Below are 16,996 nucleotides of genomic sequence, written 5' to 3'. Positions count from 1 at the left end.
TCCAATCATATCTCAAATAACTATAGCACGGTCAAGCAAAAAAAAGAACCGTTACCCTAGGGTTACAGTTCCGTAAATATTTCGGGAAAGAGTTCATGCAGCTTTACCGCAATTCCATCTTCATCGTTTGAAAGCGTAATTGTATCGGCAATTTCTTTGACTTCAGGAACAGCATTTCCCATTGCTACACCGATACCTGCATACTTCAACATCGAAGCATCATTATGTCCATCGCCAAATGCGATGACATTTTCATAAGAATAGCCAAGAGGCGAGAGAAATTGTTCCACTGCGCCTGCTTTATCAATTCCTCTATCTGTAAATTCAATAAAGAAGGGAGCTGATGAAACACAGTTCAGCGTATCTTTGAAAGGGGCCGTCATCTCTGAAAAAACACGCTTTAAGTAAGCAGGATCTCCAGCGACCAAAACCTTATAGAGTGGGAAAGTGGCAAATGTTGCCAAATCTTCAACCTCAGCAAGAAGATAATTCCCACTGCGCGCTTCGATTTCAAGAATATTAATAAGCTCACCGTTGTTATCCGTGTGACTCATGGGATTAATCATTCCATCATAGACGTTGTTAACGTAGGTATAGTTTTCATGGACGATGATGGGCATGACATCAAACGATTTTAAGTGTTCCAATAGATTGGTTGCAATTGGAGCGGGAATTGCTTGGCTAAACTTAACATCGCCCGTTTCACAATGACTAATGCAAGCGCCATTGAATGACACCATATAACCATCATTTTTATGTAACTCAATCTTATGGGCGAGATCGCGCATTGCTGGAGTTGGTCGTCCAGATGCTAACATGACGCGTATTCCGTTTTCTTGTAACGTAATTAATGTTTGTTTTGTAAGGGGACTAATAGTATGGCTACTGGTTACCAGTGTTCCATCAATATCCAAAACCACAATTTTGATTTTATTCATATACATACCTCTGTTGGATTATATCACAGAAATCTTCATGAATTTGCAAATTCTGAACGATAGTGTTTGTAGAGGAGGGCGGTATGAATAGCGAAGAGCCCCGCAAATATGTAGAAGAGAAGGAGGATCCCAAAGGTGAAGTACGAAGTGATTGTAATTATGATTAGCCCAGCAAAAGATGCAATTACCACACCGACTGAAATCTCAACCTCGCGTTTCAAAATATGGCGGGGCATGGCATAGATGTCACGGTGACGGTATTTTATAATGCCATATCCACCGAGGCAAAGCGCAATATAAAGAGGGAACAAAAGGGTTAGAAAATAATCCTCGCGTAATGCCACAAGGACCCAGACCAGCAAAACCGCAGGAACAATCAGCAAAGCAGAAAATGCAGAGAGCGTTTCTTTTAGTTTTTTCATGGTTTCCTCCTTCAAAATATTGTTACTAGTTTACGCTATCTTGACCGAAATATCCAGTTTGTGAAAATGAAGCAAAGAAAAACACAGCATTTACTGCTGTGTTTGGGGTATTAGTCGATAACGTTGTCGGTTACCATTTGGGCATGTACTTCTTTAGCAAGTGCGAGATAGTTATCCCAAGCGCTGTTACGTTCTGTGTAACCTGCTGACTTATAGTCTCCGGTACTTTCGATTGCTGGTAATCCTGTCAGATCAAACATATCTTGATCTGCAATGACTTTTGCGTGGAGTTCGTCCATTTGAATGTTAAATCCAATGCGTGATGGTTCATCGTATTCAACGCTATCATATTTTGATAATCCTGCATATTTCTTTAAGTCTTCATTTTTTATCAAGGTTGCATCCGTTGGGAATATTTCATCATAACTTAAGTCAATAATTTTTTTGTCTTGAACAACAACTTTCAAAACTCCTACCAAGCCATCATCAAATAATTTTGTAAGTTGATAAAATTTTGGACCTGTAAAGTCTGCAGATGATGTCAAACGTGCATTGATTTTCTCAGCCATTGGAACCATGGCTTGCTCAATACTGTTTGAAGCACCGGCAACAGTATCAACACCATCAACCAATGATTGTTTTTTGATCATTGATGCTTCGGCTGAAAGAACTCCTTCGATCCATGCTGCACCTTTTCCTTCTTTCATTGAAAGATTATACTCACTCATGCGCTTACTTACGTTTTGGAAGTAGCGATTGTAGTAGTTAGGGCGTGTGTATTCATTGTAATGAATGTATTCTAACTTATCATCTTTAACAACAACTTCAAGAATGCCAAGGTGTCCTTGACGGAATCGTTCTTCTTCTTTGTAGTAATCCCCAACAACCATGCCTTCTGCAGGCGTTGCGTCCCAAGTGACTTCGACTTTTGCGTCACTTTCTTCTTTTGGTTTTGCAGTTGAACAACCGCTCACCATGAGTAAAACCAATAATGCTAATGCTATTCTTTTCATATATTTCACCTCACAAGTATCCTATCACGCCTCATGATAAAGCGACTTACCTTAGGAGAAAATATCGCATTAGTGAGCAACCGTGTTGTCGTCGACACCGCTTACATAACTGACTTTGTGATATCGATATCTTCCTTCACCAAATATCAATAAAAGACATTAAAGAGTGGGTATACACAATGTTCATATAAAGAATACATTACACACATAAGCGGTTACATAATGCCGTAATATCATGTTATAATTTGTGGTATAGAGAATAGAGGGAAGTATATGAAAAGACTCATCATAGTTTGTTGTTCACTTTTTGTATTAGTAGGGTGTTCTGGAAAGAGCGAGCAATCGGCCATCGTCCCATCCAAAGATCCGCTGCAATCTATAAGCTCACCAGGCTTTGGAACCGTAATCCAGTTCGGAGAGAGTGTTAAAGAAAGAAAGTTTATTATCGAGTTGCATACTATTGATGTGGAACAAAAGATAACATCGCAAATTATTGCTACAGTAGATGATGCAGTTCGCTCAGAAAAAGGTCCGCTTCCTGTAGACTCGATTGGCTTTGGAAATTATCGAGATTTAGAAGAAGATACAATACTTTATTTTAAATTCGTGAGTGGAGGCGCTTCGACAACGAAGCAAATTCATCTTGCAGATGTAGCAGGATTGTTGAGTACCTCAGTACTAGAACTAGATATCTCAAAAGTTGATTCTGATGCACAATATATTCTTATGGAAATGTCTACAGATGGGCGTGTATCCGTGAATAAGTCGACACTTGCGGAATATACTCAAGATCCAAGTGATAGACAAAGTCCTGTTTACTTGGTCACGATTTCTTTCAAATAGGAGAGTAACGTATGAAACGAATAATTATTGTCTTACTGAGTATCTTATTATTTACGGGTTGTACGCAATCCCCTGAAATTGAAGTGCCGACTGATAGAACATTGGCATCTGCGTCCGCGCCAGGACAGGGGCTGAGCATTAGACTCAATGGAAAAACACAAGAATACTCGTTCAGGGTTAGTATGGTTATTATGGACGAGAATAAAATAGAATCTGAGCACACAATCAGTTCAAGTGCGGGTTTCCCAGCGAATGAAACGAGCGATAAAAAAATTCAAACAGTCGGGTTTGGGAGCTATGTTGATCTGGACGGCCGACCTGTTTCTTATACACAATTTATCCGTGAAAATAGCTCTATCGGATCTCAGCAAGCTGTCGAAAGCGATAATTCAGAGCTGGGTACGAGCTTGATTTCAGAAAGCATTCAAGATATCACAATCGGTGAGCAATATATATTGATGACGTTAATGGAAGAGGGAGCACATATACTTCCTGATGCAAAAAACAATTCAAGACTATTTAGAAATAGATAGTGTTGTAGGCGGTCGAAAGTATTTCTTAGTTATTACGTTTGAATAACACCTTCGGGTGTTTTTTTATTGCGAAATTTGTGAAAAGTGTTGTCGGTTTTATACTTTTCAATTACCTGACACAAAACATTATGAAAATAATATTTTGGAAACACTTTCATAAAAAAAAGAAAGATAATCAAAGCGGTATTTAGTTTGTGATGGGTGTAAATTTAAATTACGAAGCAACGCTTCAAAAGGGGATGTATTATGGAAAATACACGCAGTAATAAAGCAATTCAATTATTTATAGGAACAATCGTTGTCGGAACAATTTATCAAATCTTTGGGACACTTCGATTGTCTGGATCGTTGTTGGTTATTCTAGAGACATTTTGGAATCTAATTATCGGTGGGTTTGTAGCATATGTCTTATTTAAGGAGACATTCATCGACCAGTTTAAACATTTCAGTTTTAAGACATTACTCTTAGGGATACCTGCTGTATTCGCCGTAGGAACTGGATTTGGTTTGGTATATAAAACGATATTTGGCGCTGCAACTGTAAATAGTATTGCTGCGTCGATTTCACCATTAATGGTATTTGGTCAAGTTCCTTTTATGTTGATGGGCGAAGAGATTTTGAGCACAAACATTGTTATCGCAATGGAAAAGAAGGGTTTCTCGTTTATGATTGCAAGTCTTGTCAGCTCAGTGTTATTTGCATTGTGGCATGTTACGGCTTACGGTTTCAATATTCCTCAACTCCTTATTACAATCGTACCAACACGTCTTGCATTAAACTACATTTGGAAACACTCAAAGAGTATTTGGGTCAGTTGGATCTGTCATTTCACATTTGACTTAATTGGTTTTATCCCATTCTTAATCAAATAAACTTACCGTTAATTTAAATATCGTGTATTTGCCCTACTCAAGTGATACAATTAAAACACGATAAAGAATGGAGAACACAATGTTTCTTGCGATAAAAGAATTACGGCGCAATAAAGGCCGCTATGCCTTAATAATGGGAATTCTAACAATGCTTATTTTTCTCGTTTTGTTTATAACAGGCCTAACGCGTGGTTTGGGAAGTGCAACAAGCTCAGCAATCAAAAATTCGCCTGCAGATGCTTACTTGCTTAGTGATGATGCGGATGATTTAATTACACGTTCAAGCTTAACACAGGACCAATTGGATGTTGTCTCATCAGAGTTTGTAACACCAGTTAACTTACAACGTATGACGTTTCAACGAAGCAGTAACGATGCGAAAGTTGACATTACATATATGGCAATCGATCCAATGAGCTTCATGATGCCGAATGCCAAAGATGTTTCAGATTTAGGGAAGCATGAAATTCTACTGGATGAATCCTTTATGGCAAAGGATGTGAGTGTTGGTGACACGATTGTTGATACCAGTTCAAATGTATCACTTAAAGTGGTAGGGTTTGTTAAAGGATATATGTATGGACACTCTTCCATCGGAATACTCAGTCAAGATAGCTTCCAAGGAATGCTTCAGGAAGTAACACATGCACCTTCACCCAAATACAATGCATTCGCAATCAAAGGGGACAGCATCCCAAATCTGGATGCTACTGTAGTGCGAACACAAGTAGAAATCATCGCTAAAATTCCTGGACATGCTCAAGAGCAGTCAACACTGACAATGATCCTTGTTGTTTTATTGGGAATATCGGGAATTATATTGGGAACGTTCTTCTATGTAACAACGCTACAAAAACTACCACAATTTGGAGTTCTCAAAGCGCTCGGTGCGACAACTGGAATGGTTGGAATGACGATAGTTTCCCAAGTCGGAATGCTCGCGGGATTAAGCATGTTGATTGGCAATGGACTAACGTTTGCAATGGCTGTTTTTTTACCGAAGAGTATGCCATTTACCTTAAGTGTCCGTGATGCACTCGTTGTTTCACTCGTGTTCTTTGTGATTGCAATTGTGAGCAGTTTGTTCTCATTACGAAAAGTAGCGACAGTCGATCCGTTGATGGCAATTGGAGGAAACGAATAATGGAATACGCATTAGAATTAAAAAATATATCCAAAACATATCAAGATGGTGATCAAGAATTTATAGCGCTATCTGAGGTTTCACTTGCTGTAAAACCTGGAGAGTTTGTAGCCATTGTCGGTCCTTCTGGTTCAGGGAAAAGCACATTGCTTTCGATTGCTGGCGCCTTGTTATCTCCTTCGTCGGGAAATGTTACAATTGGAGATACGAAAGTCGGCTTGCAAAAGAAAGCATGGACAAAGGTACGTCAGGATAAGGTTGGATTTATCTTCCAATCACACCAACTCGTACCATATCTTAATGTGAGTGAACAATTACAATTGATTGCCCGCATTGGAAAACAAAAACCCAGTGAAGCACAAGCCTATGGACAATCATTATTGGAAGACCTTGGCCTTGGACATCGCGTCCATGCATATCCAAGTCAATTAAGTGGTGGGGAGAAACAACGCGTTGCAATCGCCCGTGCATTTATGAACCATCCTGAAGTCATTCTTGCGGATGAACCAACTGCAAGCCTTGATGGTGTGCGCGGTCGTCAAGTCGTCGAACGTATCGCTGAAGAAGTGAAAAAACGCAATAAGGCGGCAGTTATGGTAACACATGATGAACGTATCTTAGATTTAGTGGACACAGTCTATCGCATTGAAAGTGGTAAAATATCCAAAGTATAAATTGCTGATGTAGTAATAGCTTTTGAATTGTACATTAAGCAAGAAATCTATAGTGAAGGCAAAGAATAGGACCAACAGTGTTGGTCCTATTCTTTTTATTGTGCTTCAGGTAAAATTTGAATTTGCGCCATCATACCCGTGTCTTCGTGCTCTAAGATATGACAATGGTACATATACAAACCTTCAATATCGAATCGAATGGCGACACGAACAGTTTCATCGGTATTGACACCAATGGTATCCTTCCATCCCGACTCATAAGGGTATGGCTTTTGTCCGTTACGCGATAGGACTTGGAAATGGGCTCCGTGAACATGGAAAGGATGTATCATTCCAGGAGTCATGGATCCAACATTTGTGATATCCCAATATTGAGTTACGCCTCTCTCCAAGTATGCATCAATACGTTTCATGTCATAACGACGTCCATCGAGAAGGACACCTTCGTCCATTCCATACATTACAATATTCTTTACAGGAATTCGTGGGTCGTAGACAAGGGGGCCATTGAAAAGTTAGTTTGTATTGAGTTTTGCTTGTTGCGAGCAAATTCTTTAATACGGAACGTTAAAATAGGACAATCATCACTGTAAAGTACGACACAATCACCGAGTTTGTAATCTGAAAAATCAAGGATAAATTCAGAACGTTCCGCAACCGTAAGCATAAGATGTGTTAAAGTAATGGGCTTTGGAAGTAGGCTTGCATCGGATGAGATTACTGTCATAGGAAGGTCATCATCCAGGTGAAGGCGGAATTCTTTTCTGTTGGCGCCATTGAGTACTCTGAGGCGAATGCGTTGCTGGGTGACATCAAATGTTGCATTCACGCCCCCATTTATCAATGCAACGTTTCCTTGGATACCATCTGCATCGTAGTCACGTTGATAATCGAGTTGATTATCATGATAGGAACGGTCTTGAAGAATTAAAGGTATGTCATCAACACCATAGGTGCGCGGTAAGTCGAGTGATGCTTCGTGGGCATCGCTAACGATTACCATCGCAGCAAGACCATGCCATACTTGGCTGGCTGTGTTTGGACAAGGGTGCGGATGTAACCAGCATGTAGAAGCAGGCTGATTCACTGTGAATGTTATCGTTTTGCTTTCACCAGGTTTTACAGGTGCGAATGGACCGCCGTCTTCAATGGGTCCTGGAATATTGAGACCGTGCCAATGAAAGGTAGTTACTTCTGGAAGTTGATTTACCAAAGTAATCGTATACGTTTCACCACAAGTAAAACGAATTGTCGGACCAAGAATATCGCCATTGTATCCCCATGTTTTTGTTTTAGGTCCATCAAGAATTTGAATTTCACCCTCTTGAGCTACAATTGTGTAATGAGAGACATGATTATCGTGTTGTTCAGAACGTAAAAGCGGTGGAACCCTCAGTGGAACTGACTTTTGCTCTATGGGTAAGAGGGGTTTATATGCGGCATCCAGGCAGTCAAAATTGGTTTCATTATAGAAATAATTATTTTTCATGAGTGATCATCTCCTTACATTCATTATAGTCCTCCAAGTATGTCAAGATGGTGAGTATTGGTGAAACTTTCGTTAGAAATGAGATGGCGCACAATCAATCACCATAATGTATGCAATCATGTCATAATAGAGAAGAAAAAGGAGATGCTATGAAAACAAACATTCGAACACTCTTGGATACCTATCAAGTCCGAAAGACATACAATCAGAAGACAGAATTTAAAAACTGGCTCGATGATCGTGCCGATGAGATGGGGTACAGTCTTGTCAATGATGAACACGGCATGTGCCGCAATCTTATTTTTGGCGATATTGAGGACGCAGATCTTATTTTGACGGCGCATTATGATACGCAACCCAACTTTTACATCCCAATTGTAATGTTCTTTAGCAATTTACCGATGTTTCTCATCAGTCAACTCATAACTGCAATCCCAATTTTAATTCTCCTTTTACTAGGAAACAGATGGCTTGTGTCTGGACAGGATCTGTGGCTTAAAATAATAAACCTCACAGTGATTGTGGGGTATTGTTATCAGATTATGTACGGTATCCCCAACAAACATACGGCAAATGATAATACTTCGGGTGTCGCAACGCTACTTTCAATCATGGAAGATTTGCCGTTAGAACTTCGTGGTAAAGTTGCCTTTGTATTCTTTGACTTGGAAGAAACTGGATTGGAAGGATCATCAAAATTTAAAAAGCGTTACGGACAATATATCGTTGACACGCCACTTATTAATTTCGATTGTGTTGGCAATGGTGATACATTTATCTTTGTTGAGAAACAACAGTTTCGTGAATCCAAACATTCAGAGTTATTACAAACTGCGACCCAAGGTCTTAATAAGCCAGTCATTCATGGAAACGCGACAAAATACATTTACATGTCTGATCAATTACACTTCAAAAATAGTGTGGGTGTAGTAGTAGCGAAACGGGCACCTGTATTGGGTTACTATTTAGATCGCATTCATACACGATTGGATACGGTGTTCCAAAATGAGAATGTTGAGGCACTCACACTTGTAATGATTAATTATATAAAAATGCTATAACAAAAAACATCAGTACGATTTATCATACTGATGTTTTATTTGTTATAGGTTGTGCTTCATTTCGCGTAAGCGATTGACGGTCGTGCTTACTTCGTCGATCAAATCAGAAACATTGCGACGGGATTCGTTAATTTTACTTTGAACCCAAATATCGACAAAAAATCCGTCAAGAAAGTAATCCATAAATATAAGGCTGTTACTCTGATTGATGACATCGTCCAGTCGAATATCCAGGTCTTGTAATTCTTTCTTAAAAACATCAATATCCCGACGTGCGAGATCAATGGTCCGTCTTGCATCCGAAAGTTTGCTTTGTTTGAAGAATGTCACAAGCATACTCTTACTGAAAATATCGGCAATACCCCAGTTCTGTGCGCTCGAGAGGTCGTGTTTTACATCATTCAAAGTAATCAGCAGATTTTGTCCTGCAGTAATCGCTTCATCGAGTTCAATTTGAATTGATTTCATCGTTGGCTCCTTTACAAAAATACATATAGCCTAATTATAGCACCGATTCGGGGATACAAAAAGGCTGCCAACTGGCAACCATCTAGAGTTTGAATTCTGCAGTAACAAAAGCAAAGACTTCTTTAATTTTATCTTTTCTAATTTCATAGTAAATACGATTTGTGTCAGTTGCGGATGCCTGTATAACACCACTATTTAGCAAATCTTGGATGTGGTACGAAATTGTTGCGGGCGTAAGATCTAAACTTTCCGCAAGCTCGCGTCCGTACTTCTTTGAATCGACAAGTTCTTTGAGAATGGCATATTTGCTACGGTCACCAAGTGCTTTAAAAGCGCGGTGGGCAACATCGTCGTTGATGTTGAATGTTTCTAAGTGAGCATCTGTATACGATAAACCGATAAATAACTGGTCATCTGAAAAGATAGACAGGGCTTGATTAGCGAGGATACTTGGGTACATAGGCATTGTATCATTCGGCAGAGTTACACCAAATTGCTTTTCAAAATATGCGATGAGTGATTGTTCTTCGCTTCGTTTCGTCCATTGGCTAACAAGAAGTGCTACATCATCTTTAAATCCAAGCGTTGCTTTTTTTACGTGTGGCACAAGTATTTCAAGCGCTTCATTGAGCTGGTGTGCTAAGTATTCAAAGTCTTTATCGATCCACAACAATATCCACTTTTCACTCGCAGAGAGAGATGCATTTTTAATAAGGTCGAAAAGTGGCAGCGTATCTACATCGCTTGGTTTTGCCTTCCCAAGATGGAAAAGCGCAAACTCATGAAGTCGTGCGGTCATTTCTTTACGTGCGTTATCGGGTGAGACGCCAAATTGTTGATACAGGAAGTAAAACGGTTCCCAAGCATCGAGTGCGTTTCCCGATCCGTATGTTTTAAGAATCTCACTAATTTCAGAGTGGGACAAAGTTAGCGATGACATGGCTGTTGCACACGTGTCATAAATTGCATCGATACGTGTCTTGAAATCAGGTGATTCTCGATCGGAATAACGCTCTCTTTCGGAGAGAAAACTTTGATACATCGTGTATGCTTCATAGGCATACAGTGGTTCGGAATGAATGATCATGAATGGCTCCTTTAGTTGTGTTGGTTTTGAAATGTATTGAAATAATGACCCTCACGTTCAATCAACTCGCGATGATTGCCTTTTTCTGTGATGTGTCCATGGTCTAAGACCACTATTGTATCGGCATCTTGAATTGTGCGCAAGCGGTGTGCGGCAATGAGCACAGTTTTTTCTTTACGGATATTTTGCAACGCAAGTTGGACAAGGTTTTCAGATTCACTGTCTAGGGATGCAGTTGGTTCGTCCATGATAAGGATTGGGGCATCGCTCATGAATGCACGCGCAATCGCAATTCGCTGTCTTTGACCACCTGATATTTTCCCAGCGTTTTCACCAACTTGAGTATCATAGCCTTTTGGTAAGGTCATGATAAAATCGTGGATTGCAGCTTTTTTTGCTGCAACGATGATTGCACTATCGTCAACAGTATCATAGTTAGTGGCGCCAAGTTTGATGTTCTCTCGAATCGAAAGATTGAATAAAGGGGCTTCCTGTTGGACATAACTCATTTGTGAACGAACGCTTGGTAGGTTGAATTGCATAACATCTTGCGTATCAATGTATATATTTCCTGAATCGGTATTATAAAAACCGAGTAAGAGTTTCATCAATGTTGATTTTCCGCTTCCTGATGCCCCTACGAACGCAACTGTTTCCTTTGCATCAATATCCAAGGTAACATCGTTAAGAATATGGTGATCACGATTGTAACCAAATGAAACATGGTCAAACAAAATTTTTGACGATGCCGCAACAGATTGGAGTGAAGGCAAGTTCATTCTTAGGTTTTCGCGCTCCGTTGTTAGGAAATCATCAATGCGTGTCGCGGAGGTTGCGGTTTCTAAGATATAGTTCCATGAAACTCCGAGGTTCCCAAACATGTAACTAATCGAACCCTGAAGTGGTAACAAAAGCATCACTTTTGAAAAAGGGAAGTGTGATGTGAAACTAAAATAGATGCCAACACCAAGAAATGCAATTTTTGATATGAGGTCGAACGATTCATTCCATCCTGTGACTTTATGTTTATTCCGCTCAGCATTGAGAACCTTTTTCCCATAATCCATATTTTTTTGATCGTACTCGGCAATAAGCTTGTGATCAATGCCATACAGGCGGATGAATTCTTCGTTGGTTAATATCTCTGAGACATGATTGGTTGCTGAGTTTTGTGCTTCCCGCGCACTGAGGTAGCCATCTTGAATGCGTTTTGAGTAGCGTGTTGAAGTGAGTACCGTTGTAAGGCCAATAATAACGGCAATGATCCCAAAGCGAATGTCGACAGAGAATGTCACAATTAAACTTGCGATCCCTGCGACCAATGGCCCTATTGCGCGATGGCTGAGACCTTGAAAGTAAAAGTCATTGATGACTGCGGCATCGTTTGTCAGTAAATTCATCATGTCACCGGAGTGCCCATCAACAATATCAGCCTCGCTTTGGTGAAGTACATGATCAATCATCTTTCCTTTAAGACGTTTTTCGGCGAACTGTCCACCAACAAGATTTAGCGTTTGTCCCATGATGATGAAAGGGAGTGCAATGACAAGGTAAGTGGCTAATGAAATCATGAGATGTAAATCAAATGTTCCAGCAGACGCTTGGTCAATAGAAACCTGTGTGATTTTTCCGATTAGGAAACTAAGTCCAAAGTTAGAAAGGCTTACAATACTTGCTCCGATGACCGATAGTACAAACGCCCATGAACCGATTTTGATGACACTCCAGATGGCGTGCATTGCTTTGAGAGTTGATGACTTATGCTTCATGTGAATGTTCCTCCTGTTGATTTTGGTAGAGTTTGTAGTATGTTCCGTGGTGATTCAAGAGATCATTGTGTGTCCCTGATTCGATAATTTTTCCTTTAACCATGACAAGAATGCGATCGCAATCGGTTAACGTTGATAAACGATGGGCAATAACCAGCTGAGTTTGATCTAATTCATGGGAGGATAAAATTTTCTGGATAGCTTTCTCAGTATCAACATCAAGTGCTGAGGTTGCCTCGTCCAGCATTAAAAGTGGGCTGTTGCGTAAATATGCACGTGCAATGGATAAGCGTTGTTTTTGACCTCCGGATAAACGATTACCCCGTTCTCCGACAATCATATTCAGGCCATCAGCACTTGCATAATCATCAAGTTTTATATCTTTTAGTATGTTTATGATTGTTGTATCGTTGGTTTCAGGAACAACGACTTCAAAGTTACTTCGAATGCTGTCGTTGAACAAATAGGTATTCTGTGTGACCATTGCCATTTGGTGGCGTAATGCATCCTTATTCCAATCTTGAATTGGGATACCTCTAAACAAAACGGTTCCCGTTGTTGGTGTATAAAATCGGGTGATTAGTTTAAAGATTGTGGACTTTCCAGAACCACTTGTTCCAACAAGACCCACATGGTCGCCTTCGTTAATTGAGAAAGTCAGATGGTTTAGAAGCATTGTATTTTCTGTATCATCATCGTGTGGGTATGAGAAACTCACATCTTCGAATGCAATGAGCGGCGCATCTTGGATGCCTGTTCCAGAGTAATTTCCGAAATTTTCTTTAGGTGCATCCCATAGCGGATAAATTCGCTCAGTTGATGTTAAAAGCTGAGGAATATTTTGAACTGCGGTACTTAGGAGATTGAATTCTGAAGTCGCAAGTTGTGCTAAGGTGAAAGCGCTGATAAGTTGTCCAATTGAAAGTTGTCCTTGATAAACAAAGTAAGATCCACCAAGAGCGATTAGGAATAAGGGTGCAACAGTGAGAACTGCAACGGGAATAACAATTAAGTAAAAGATTGAAATTCCCCGTATACTTTTGTCAGCAGAATTTTTCAATGCAAGATTAACCCAATTTTTAACCCGATCGTATATCTGTAAAGTACGTATTGTAGTACGGTTGTTGATAATATCTTGCGTAAGTGCATTGGTCTCACCCATCGCTACTTTCCATGGCAATACGAGTGGAATTGACATTCTAGTGGCGAGATATTGCAACAGTGCGATGATAGGGAAGGGAATAATGAAAAGTAAGAGGATTCTGAAGTCAATAAGATACATGCCTAAGGATAGGATTGCGAGCAAGATACAGGCGCGAATGAGCTGAACGCTGAGGCTTGCTGCACCCACAATACTTGAAATATCAGAATCCAGACGTCCGATAATATCGCCTTGTTCTTGATTGGCACGAAAGCTCGAATGTGAATGAAGAATGCTTGTAATTGTTTTCGATTTTAAAGCCACTCTCATCCGTTCATTGACTTTGGTCTGATAGATGTTGACGGCATAGTTAAGTATTAAAAGTAAGATGCTTGTTGCGGCAAATGCGAGGATGCTTTGCATGATTCGAGTTGCATTCAAATCTATTGCTTCTTCAGTAATGGATCCAATTGCGCTTGAGGCAAAAAGACTCAATATTCCAATTGACAAAAATGTGATCACTAGAATTTTCAGACTCTTTGTTTCGTACGATTCGTGCCATAGACGCTTGAGTTTGTTGATCATAAAATACCTCCTGTTAGATGATTATCTAACTACTTGTTAGATATAATATACCACAATTGTATCGTATGTCAAATAACATCGAATGTTTAGTTAGATAAAAGTAGATGTCATCGAATCCAGAGAATCATCAGTAACTGTTTATACAAAAACAAGAAGCCCAAAAGTGGCTTCTTGTTTAGAATGTTTGGTAGAAATTCAAATGTTCCTTAAGATACTTACCTGTAACACTCTTAGGATCATTAGCTAAGGTGCGAACATCGCCTTGCGCAATAACGTTACCACCATACTTCCCACCTCCAGGTCCCATATCGACGATATGATCTCCATTAGCAATCAAATCCAAATCGTGGTCGATGGCAATAATGGTAGCGTTGCGGCTAATAAGACGTTGGAACACTCCGATGAGAACCTTGACGTCTTGGGGATGTAGTCCAGTCGTAGGTTCATCAAATACAAAAAGTGTTTCCATATGTTTCTTTCCGAGATAGGTAGAAAGTTTTAATCGTTGCGATTCTCCTCCAGAAAGACTCAAAGTGCTTTCGCCCAGAGTCAAATAATCGAGTCCGATATCACTGAGGATACGTAAGTCTTTTATAATACTAGAGTCGTCGGAGAAGAAAGTAATTGCCTGTGCAACTGTTAATCGAAGAACCTCGGCAATTGTTTTCTCTTTGTATGTAATTGCAAGCACGTTTGGATTGTAGCGGTCTCCATTACAAACCGGGCACACTTCGGAGATATCCGGAAGGTATTGAACATCAAATGTTACCGTTCCAATACCGCTACAATAAGGGCATGCTCCAGACTTGTTATTGTAGGAGAAGTCAGCATATGACAAATTGTGATCATGGGCTGCATCTGTTGCAGCGAAAACATGGCGAATGTTGTCCATTGTTTTCATGTAAGTTGCGACAGAAGAGCGAACATTCTTTCCAACTGGGGAAGCATCAATCATCACAATATCATCAAAGTTATTTGCATTGTGCAAGATTGCGTGGGTCTGATTGTTTTGTTTTTTTACTAAGTTTTGAAATGCAGGCACTAAACTATCAAAGATCATCGAAGATTTACCAGAACCAGACACACCTGTAACAAGATTTAATCCATGATACATAAAAGATGCCTGGGCATCGATGATATTGAAGAGGTCTTTCACTTCAATCGTGAAATAATCCGCAAGATTTACGCGCTCACGCACAACAATGGTAGCATCACCCGATAGATAAGGACCAATCCGTGAACTCGGATTTTGAATGATCTCGGTCGGTGTTCCTTGTGCAATAACTTGCCCACCATTTGCACCTGCATCGGGACCAATTTCAATAATATAATCAGCCTCTTTGATGATATCGATGTCGTGTTCGACTACAATAACACTGTTTCCCTGATCGATAATATGTTCAATGGATTCAATTAAAGCTTCAGTGTTTGCGGGATGAAGACCAACACTTGGCTCATCAAGAACATACAGGATACCCGTTATTTCATTGCGAGTTGTTCGCGCGAGTTGAATGCGCTGCAGCTCGCCTGTCGAAAGCGTGTTGCCATTACGTGCCAGTGTTAGATAATCGAGACCAAGCTTGACGATGGGTTGAATTAAACCAAGACTCTCCGTGATAAGTTGTTGGGATAAGTGATGCATGCTTTTGGGCAAGGTAGTTGGAATCACACTGATGAATGATTGCAATTCAAGCAAATCAAAGTCACTTACCTCCGCAATTGATTTCGAAGACAGGTGAGATGTGATTACTTTGGGGCTGTAGCGTGAACCGTGACAAGATGGACAGGTTCTTACTTCCAAGAAACGATTGACGCGTGATGCGGTTGCTTCATTCTCTGTTTTCTCAAGACTGTGTTTAACCGCATCAAATGCATTTTCATAAACGCCATCCATCTCAAATGCTTTTCCAGTTGAAGTCGGCATAATGATCCTCTTTTTTAGAGTTTTTCCATGCAACACAATGTGCTTTTCTTCTGATGTGAGATCTTTAAAAGGAACATCGAGTCGTAACCCTTGCTCATGAGCAAGTCTTTTCATAAGAGAACGACCGGGCAATCCCCACGGCTTTACCGCGCCTTGATTAATGGTGAGGGTTGGATCAGGGACGAGAAGATCAGCAACGATTGTTTGCACTTGCCCATTGCCATGACATTCTGGACAGGCACCATTTCCATTAAATGCGAAATCTTCAGCACTGGGTCCAAAAAAATGAACATCACAAATTGGACAAACAATCTCCATTTCCTGCGCCACATTGAGCGTGGGTTTCTGACGATGTCCATTAGGACAAACATGAGATCCCAAACGTGAGAACATAAGACGCACAATATTCAAAACTTCGGTTTGTGTACCAACAGTAGATCGAATAGAAGGGATATCGGGCCGTTGGTGTAAAGCCAATGTCGCGGGAAGGTTTGCAATACTGTCAACATCAGCTCGCGATGCTTGTGTAATGCGTCGCCGTGTATAGGAGGACAACGCTTCTAAGTAACGTCGTGTTCCTTCTGCATACAAGGTCCCGATGGCAAGTGATGATTTACCCGACCCTGAGAGTCCGGTAATAACGGTAAATGCGTTCAAAGGGATATCCACATCGATATTTTTCAAATTATTCATACGTGCCTTGCGTACATGAATTTGCGAATCAAACTGTCTTTTTTTCATACGTTATGCCCAATCTTTCTCACTTCAATATAGTGCATCAATCATGCAAATTCAATTTTCGTTTCAAACCTTTCACAAATACTCACACAATTATCGCAATACTTTTCGAAAAAGGACTATCGTTAAATTATAAAGTACAAACAAAACTTGTACTTTTGAACGGTGCACGATTGGTTTTGGTTTTTATATCAGAAAGCGAAGGCCTATTATTCAAATATGGTAATTGATTTGCACTTTTTAGTACACAATTTGAATAAAAAAGCACAGGGTGTATGATTAGTTTAGAAAGGG

The 16,996-nt window shown here is 40.1% G+C and carries 16 protein-coding genes; 6 read left to right on the top strand and 10 right to left on the bottom strand.

What is annotated here, in order from left to right:
• Positions 1–62 precede the first annotated feature (62 nt).
• The 3 genes from G7062_RS00250 to G7062_RS00240 form a co-directional block, all read right to left on the bottom strand.
• Positions 63–938 (bottom strand): Cof-type HAD-IIB family hydrolase, encoded by an 876-nt coding sequence (locus tag G7062_RS00250; protein WP_166063918.1) that lies wholly within the window; start codon positions 936–938, stop codon positions 63–65.
• Positions 939–973: 35 nt separating this feature from the next.
• Positions 974–1,360: a hypothetical protein gene (locus G7062_RS00245; RefSeq protein WP_166063917.1), complete on the bottom strand. Its 387-nt coding sequence runs from the start codon at positions 1,358–1,360 to the stop codon at positions 974–976.
• Between the two features lie 110 nt (positions 1,361–1,470).
• Complete coding sequence (locus G7062_RS00240) at positions 1,471–2,373, bottom strand: FMN-binding protein (protein WP_166063916.1); 903 nt, start codon at positions 2,371–2,373, stop codon at positions 1,471–1,473.
• Positions 2,374–2,646: 273 nt separating this feature from the next.
• Between G7062_RS00240 and G7062_RS00235 the strand changes: the two genes are divergently transcribed.
• From G7062_RS00235 to G7062_RS00215, 5 genes are all read left to right on the top strand, one after another.
• Positions 2,647–3,216, top strand: coding sequence for a hypothetical protein (locus tag G7062_RS00235; protein WP_166063915.1), 570 nt, complete (start codon positions 2,647–2,649; stop codon positions 3,214–3,216).
• 11 nt (positions 3,217–3,227) lie between these two features.
• Positions 3,228–3,749 carry a hypothetical protein gene (locus tag G7062_RS00230; protein ID WP_166063914.1) on the top strand — a complete coding sequence of 174 codons (522 nt, stop codon included), beginning with the start codon at positions 3,228–3,230 and terminating at the stop codon, positions 3,747–3,749.
• A 246-nt stretch (positions 3,750–3,995) separates the two neighbouring features.
• Positions 3,996–4,622, top strand: coding sequence for a CPBP family intramembrane glutamic endopeptidase (locus G7062_RS00225; RefSeq protein WP_166063913.1), 627 nt, complete (start codon positions 3,996–3,998; stop codon positions 4,620–4,622).
• A 79-nt stretch (positions 4,623–4,701) separates the two neighbouring features.
• Positions 4,702–5,766 carry an ABC transporter permease gene (locus tag G7062_RS00220; RefSeq protein WP_166063912.1) on the top strand — a complete coding sequence of 355 codons (1,065 nt, stop codon included), beginning with the start codon at positions 4,702–4,704 and terminating at the stop codon, positions 5,764–5,766.
• Entirely contained in the window at positions 5,766–6,440 is a 675-nt protein-coding gene (locus tag G7062_RS00215; RefSeq protein ID WP_166063911.1) for an ABC transporter ATP-binding protein, read from the top strand. Before G7062_RS00220 ends, G7062_RS00215 begins: the two co-directional genes overlap by 1 nt.
• Before the next feature lie 95 nt (positions 6,441–6,535).
• On the opposite strand, the gene G7062_RS00210 is transcribed toward G7062_RS00215, so the two are convergent.
• Together G7062_RS00210 and G7062_RS00205 are read right to left on the bottom strand one after the other, a co-directional pair.
• On the bottom strand, positions 6,536–6,901 hold the full coding sequence (locus G7062_RS00210) for a multicopper oxidase domain-containing protein (protein WP_166063910.1): 366 nt from the start codon (positions 6,899–6,901) through the stop codon (positions 6,536–6,538).
• Between the two features lie 11 nt (positions 6,902–6,912).
• Positions 6,913–7,929, bottom strand: a complete 1,017-nt coding sequence (locus tag G7062_RS00205) for a multicopper oxidase family protein (RefSeq protein ID WP_166063909.1) — start codon at positions 7,927–7,929, stop codon at positions 6,913–6,915.
• A gap of 149 nt (positions 7,930–8,078) precedes the next feature.
• On the opposite strand from G7062_RS00205, the gene G7062_RS00200 reads away from it, so the two are divergent.
• Positions 8,079–8,990, top strand: a complete 912-nt coding sequence (locus G7062_RS00200) for a M28 family peptidase (RefSeq protein ID WP_166063908.1) — start codon at positions 8,079–8,081, stop codon at positions 8,988–8,990.
• 42 nt (positions 8,991–9,032) lie between these two features.
• Here G7062_RS00200 and G7062_RS00195 read toward each other — a convergent pair whose 3' ends face one another.
• The 5 genes from G7062_RS00195 to G7062_RS00175 all read right to left on the bottom strand — a co-directional run bounded on the left by G7062_RS00195 (position 9,033) and on the right by G7062_RS00175 (position 16,705).
• On the bottom strand, positions 9,033–9,458 hold the full coding sequence (locus G7062_RS00195; RefSeq protein ID WP_166063907.1) for a hypothetical protein: 426 nt from the start codon (positions 9,456–9,458) through the stop codon (positions 9,033–9,035).
• Between the two features lie 82 nt (positions 9,459–9,540).
• Positions 9,541–10,545 carry a winged helix-turn-helix domain-containing protein gene (locus G7062_RS00190; protein WP_166063906.1) on the bottom strand — a complete coding sequence of 335 codons (1,005 nt, stop codon included), beginning with the start codon at positions 10,543–10,545 and terminating at the stop codon, positions 9,541–9,543.
• 11 nt (positions 10,546–10,556) lie between these two features.
• The gene (locus G7062_RS00185) at positions 10,557–12,314 is read right to left on the bottom strand and encodes an ABC transporter ATP-binding protein (protein WP_240915961.1); all 1,758 of its coding nucleotides are present in this window, start codon (positions 12,312–12,314) and stop codon (positions 10,557–10,559) included.
• Entirely contained in the window at positions 12,304–14,040 is a 1,737-nt protein-coding gene (locus G7062_RS00180) for an ABC transporter ATP-binding protein (protein WP_166063905.1), read from the bottom strand. Before G7062_RS00180 ends, G7062_RS00185 begins: the two co-directional genes overlap by 11 nt.
• A gap of 175 nt (positions 14,041–14,215) precedes the next feature.
• Positions 14,216–16,705: an excinuclease ABC subunit UvrA gene (locus G7062_RS00175; RefSeq protein WP_166063904.1), complete on the bottom strand. Its 2,490-nt coding sequence runs from the start codon at positions 16,703–16,705 to the stop codon at positions 14,216–14,218.
• Positions 16,706–16,996 lie beyond the last annotated feature (291 nt).

The organism is Erysipelothrix sp. HDW6C, assembly GCF_011299615.1.
In the GTDB taxonomy this organism is placed as follows: domain Bacteria; phylum Bacillota_I; class Bacilli_A; order Erysipelotrichales; family Erysipelotrichaceae; genus Erysipelothrix.
The sequence above is the reverse complement of the archived record's forward strand: the minus strand, read 5'-3'. Positions and strand labels throughout refer to the sequence as shown.

Bases quoted from the DNA above. Each gene is read 5' to 3' on its own strand.
- G7062_RS00250 (WP_166063918.1), bottom strand. From the start codon at position 938: ATGAATAAAATCAAAATTGTGGTTTTGGATATTGATGGAACACTGGTA.
- G7062_RS00245 (WP_166063917.1), bottom strand. From the start codon at position 1,360: ATGAAAAAACTAAAAGAAACGCTCTCTGCATTTTCTGCTTTGCTGATT.
- G7062_RS00240 (WP_166063916.1), bottom strand. From the start codon at position 2,373: ATGAAAAGAATAGCATTAGCATTATTGGTTTTACTCATGGTGAGCGGT.
- G7062_RS00235 (WP_166063915.1), top strand. From the start codon at position 2,647: ATGAAAAGACTCATCATAGTTTGTTGTTCACTTTTTGTATTAGTAGGG.
- G7062_RS00230 (WP_166063914.1), top strand. From the start codon at position 3,228: ATGAAACGAATAATTATTGTCTTACTGAGTATCTTATTATTTACGGGT.
- G7062_RS00225 (WP_166063913.1), top strand. From the start codon at position 3,996: ATGGAAAATACACGCAGTAATAAAGCAATTCAATTATTTATAGGAACA.
- G7062_RS00220 (WP_166063912.1), top strand. From the start codon at position 4,702: ATGTTTCTTGCGATAAAAGAATTACGGCGCAATAAAGGCCGCTATGCC.
- G7062_RS00215 (WP_166063911.1), top strand. From the start codon at position 5,766: ATGGAATACGCATTAGAATTAAAAAATATATCCAAAACATATCAAGAT.
- G7062_RS00210 (WP_166063910.1), bottom strand. From the start codon at position 6,901: ATGTATGGAATGGACGAAGGTGTCCTTCTCGATGGACGTCGTTATGAC.
- G7062_RS00205 (WP_166063909.1), bottom strand. From the start codon at position 7,929: ATGAAAAATAATTATTTCTATAATGAAACCAATTTTGACTGCCTGGAT.
- G7062_RS00200 (WP_166063908.1), top strand. From the start codon at position 8,079: ATGAAAACAAACATTCGAACACTCTTGGATACCTATCAAGTCCGAAAG.
- G7062_RS00195 (WP_166063907.1), bottom strand. From the start codon at position 9,458: ATGAAATCAATTCAAATTGAACTCGATGAAGCGATTACTGCAGGACAA.
- G7062_RS00190 (WP_166063906.1), bottom strand. From the start codon at position 10,545: ATGATCATTCATTCCGAACCACTGTATGCCTATGAAGCATACACGATG.
- G7062_RS00185 (WP_240915961.1), bottom strand. From the start codon at position 12,314: ATGAAGCATAAGTCATCAACTCTCAAAGCAATGCACGCCATCTGGAGT.
- G7062_RS00180 (WP_166063905.1), bottom strand. From the start codon at position 14,040: ATGATCAACAAACTCAAGCGTCTATGGCACGAATCGTACGAAACAAAG.
- G7062_RS00175 (WP_166063904.1), bottom strand. From the start codon at position 16,705: ATGAAAAAAAGACAGTTTGATTCGCAAATTCATGTACGCAAGGCACGT.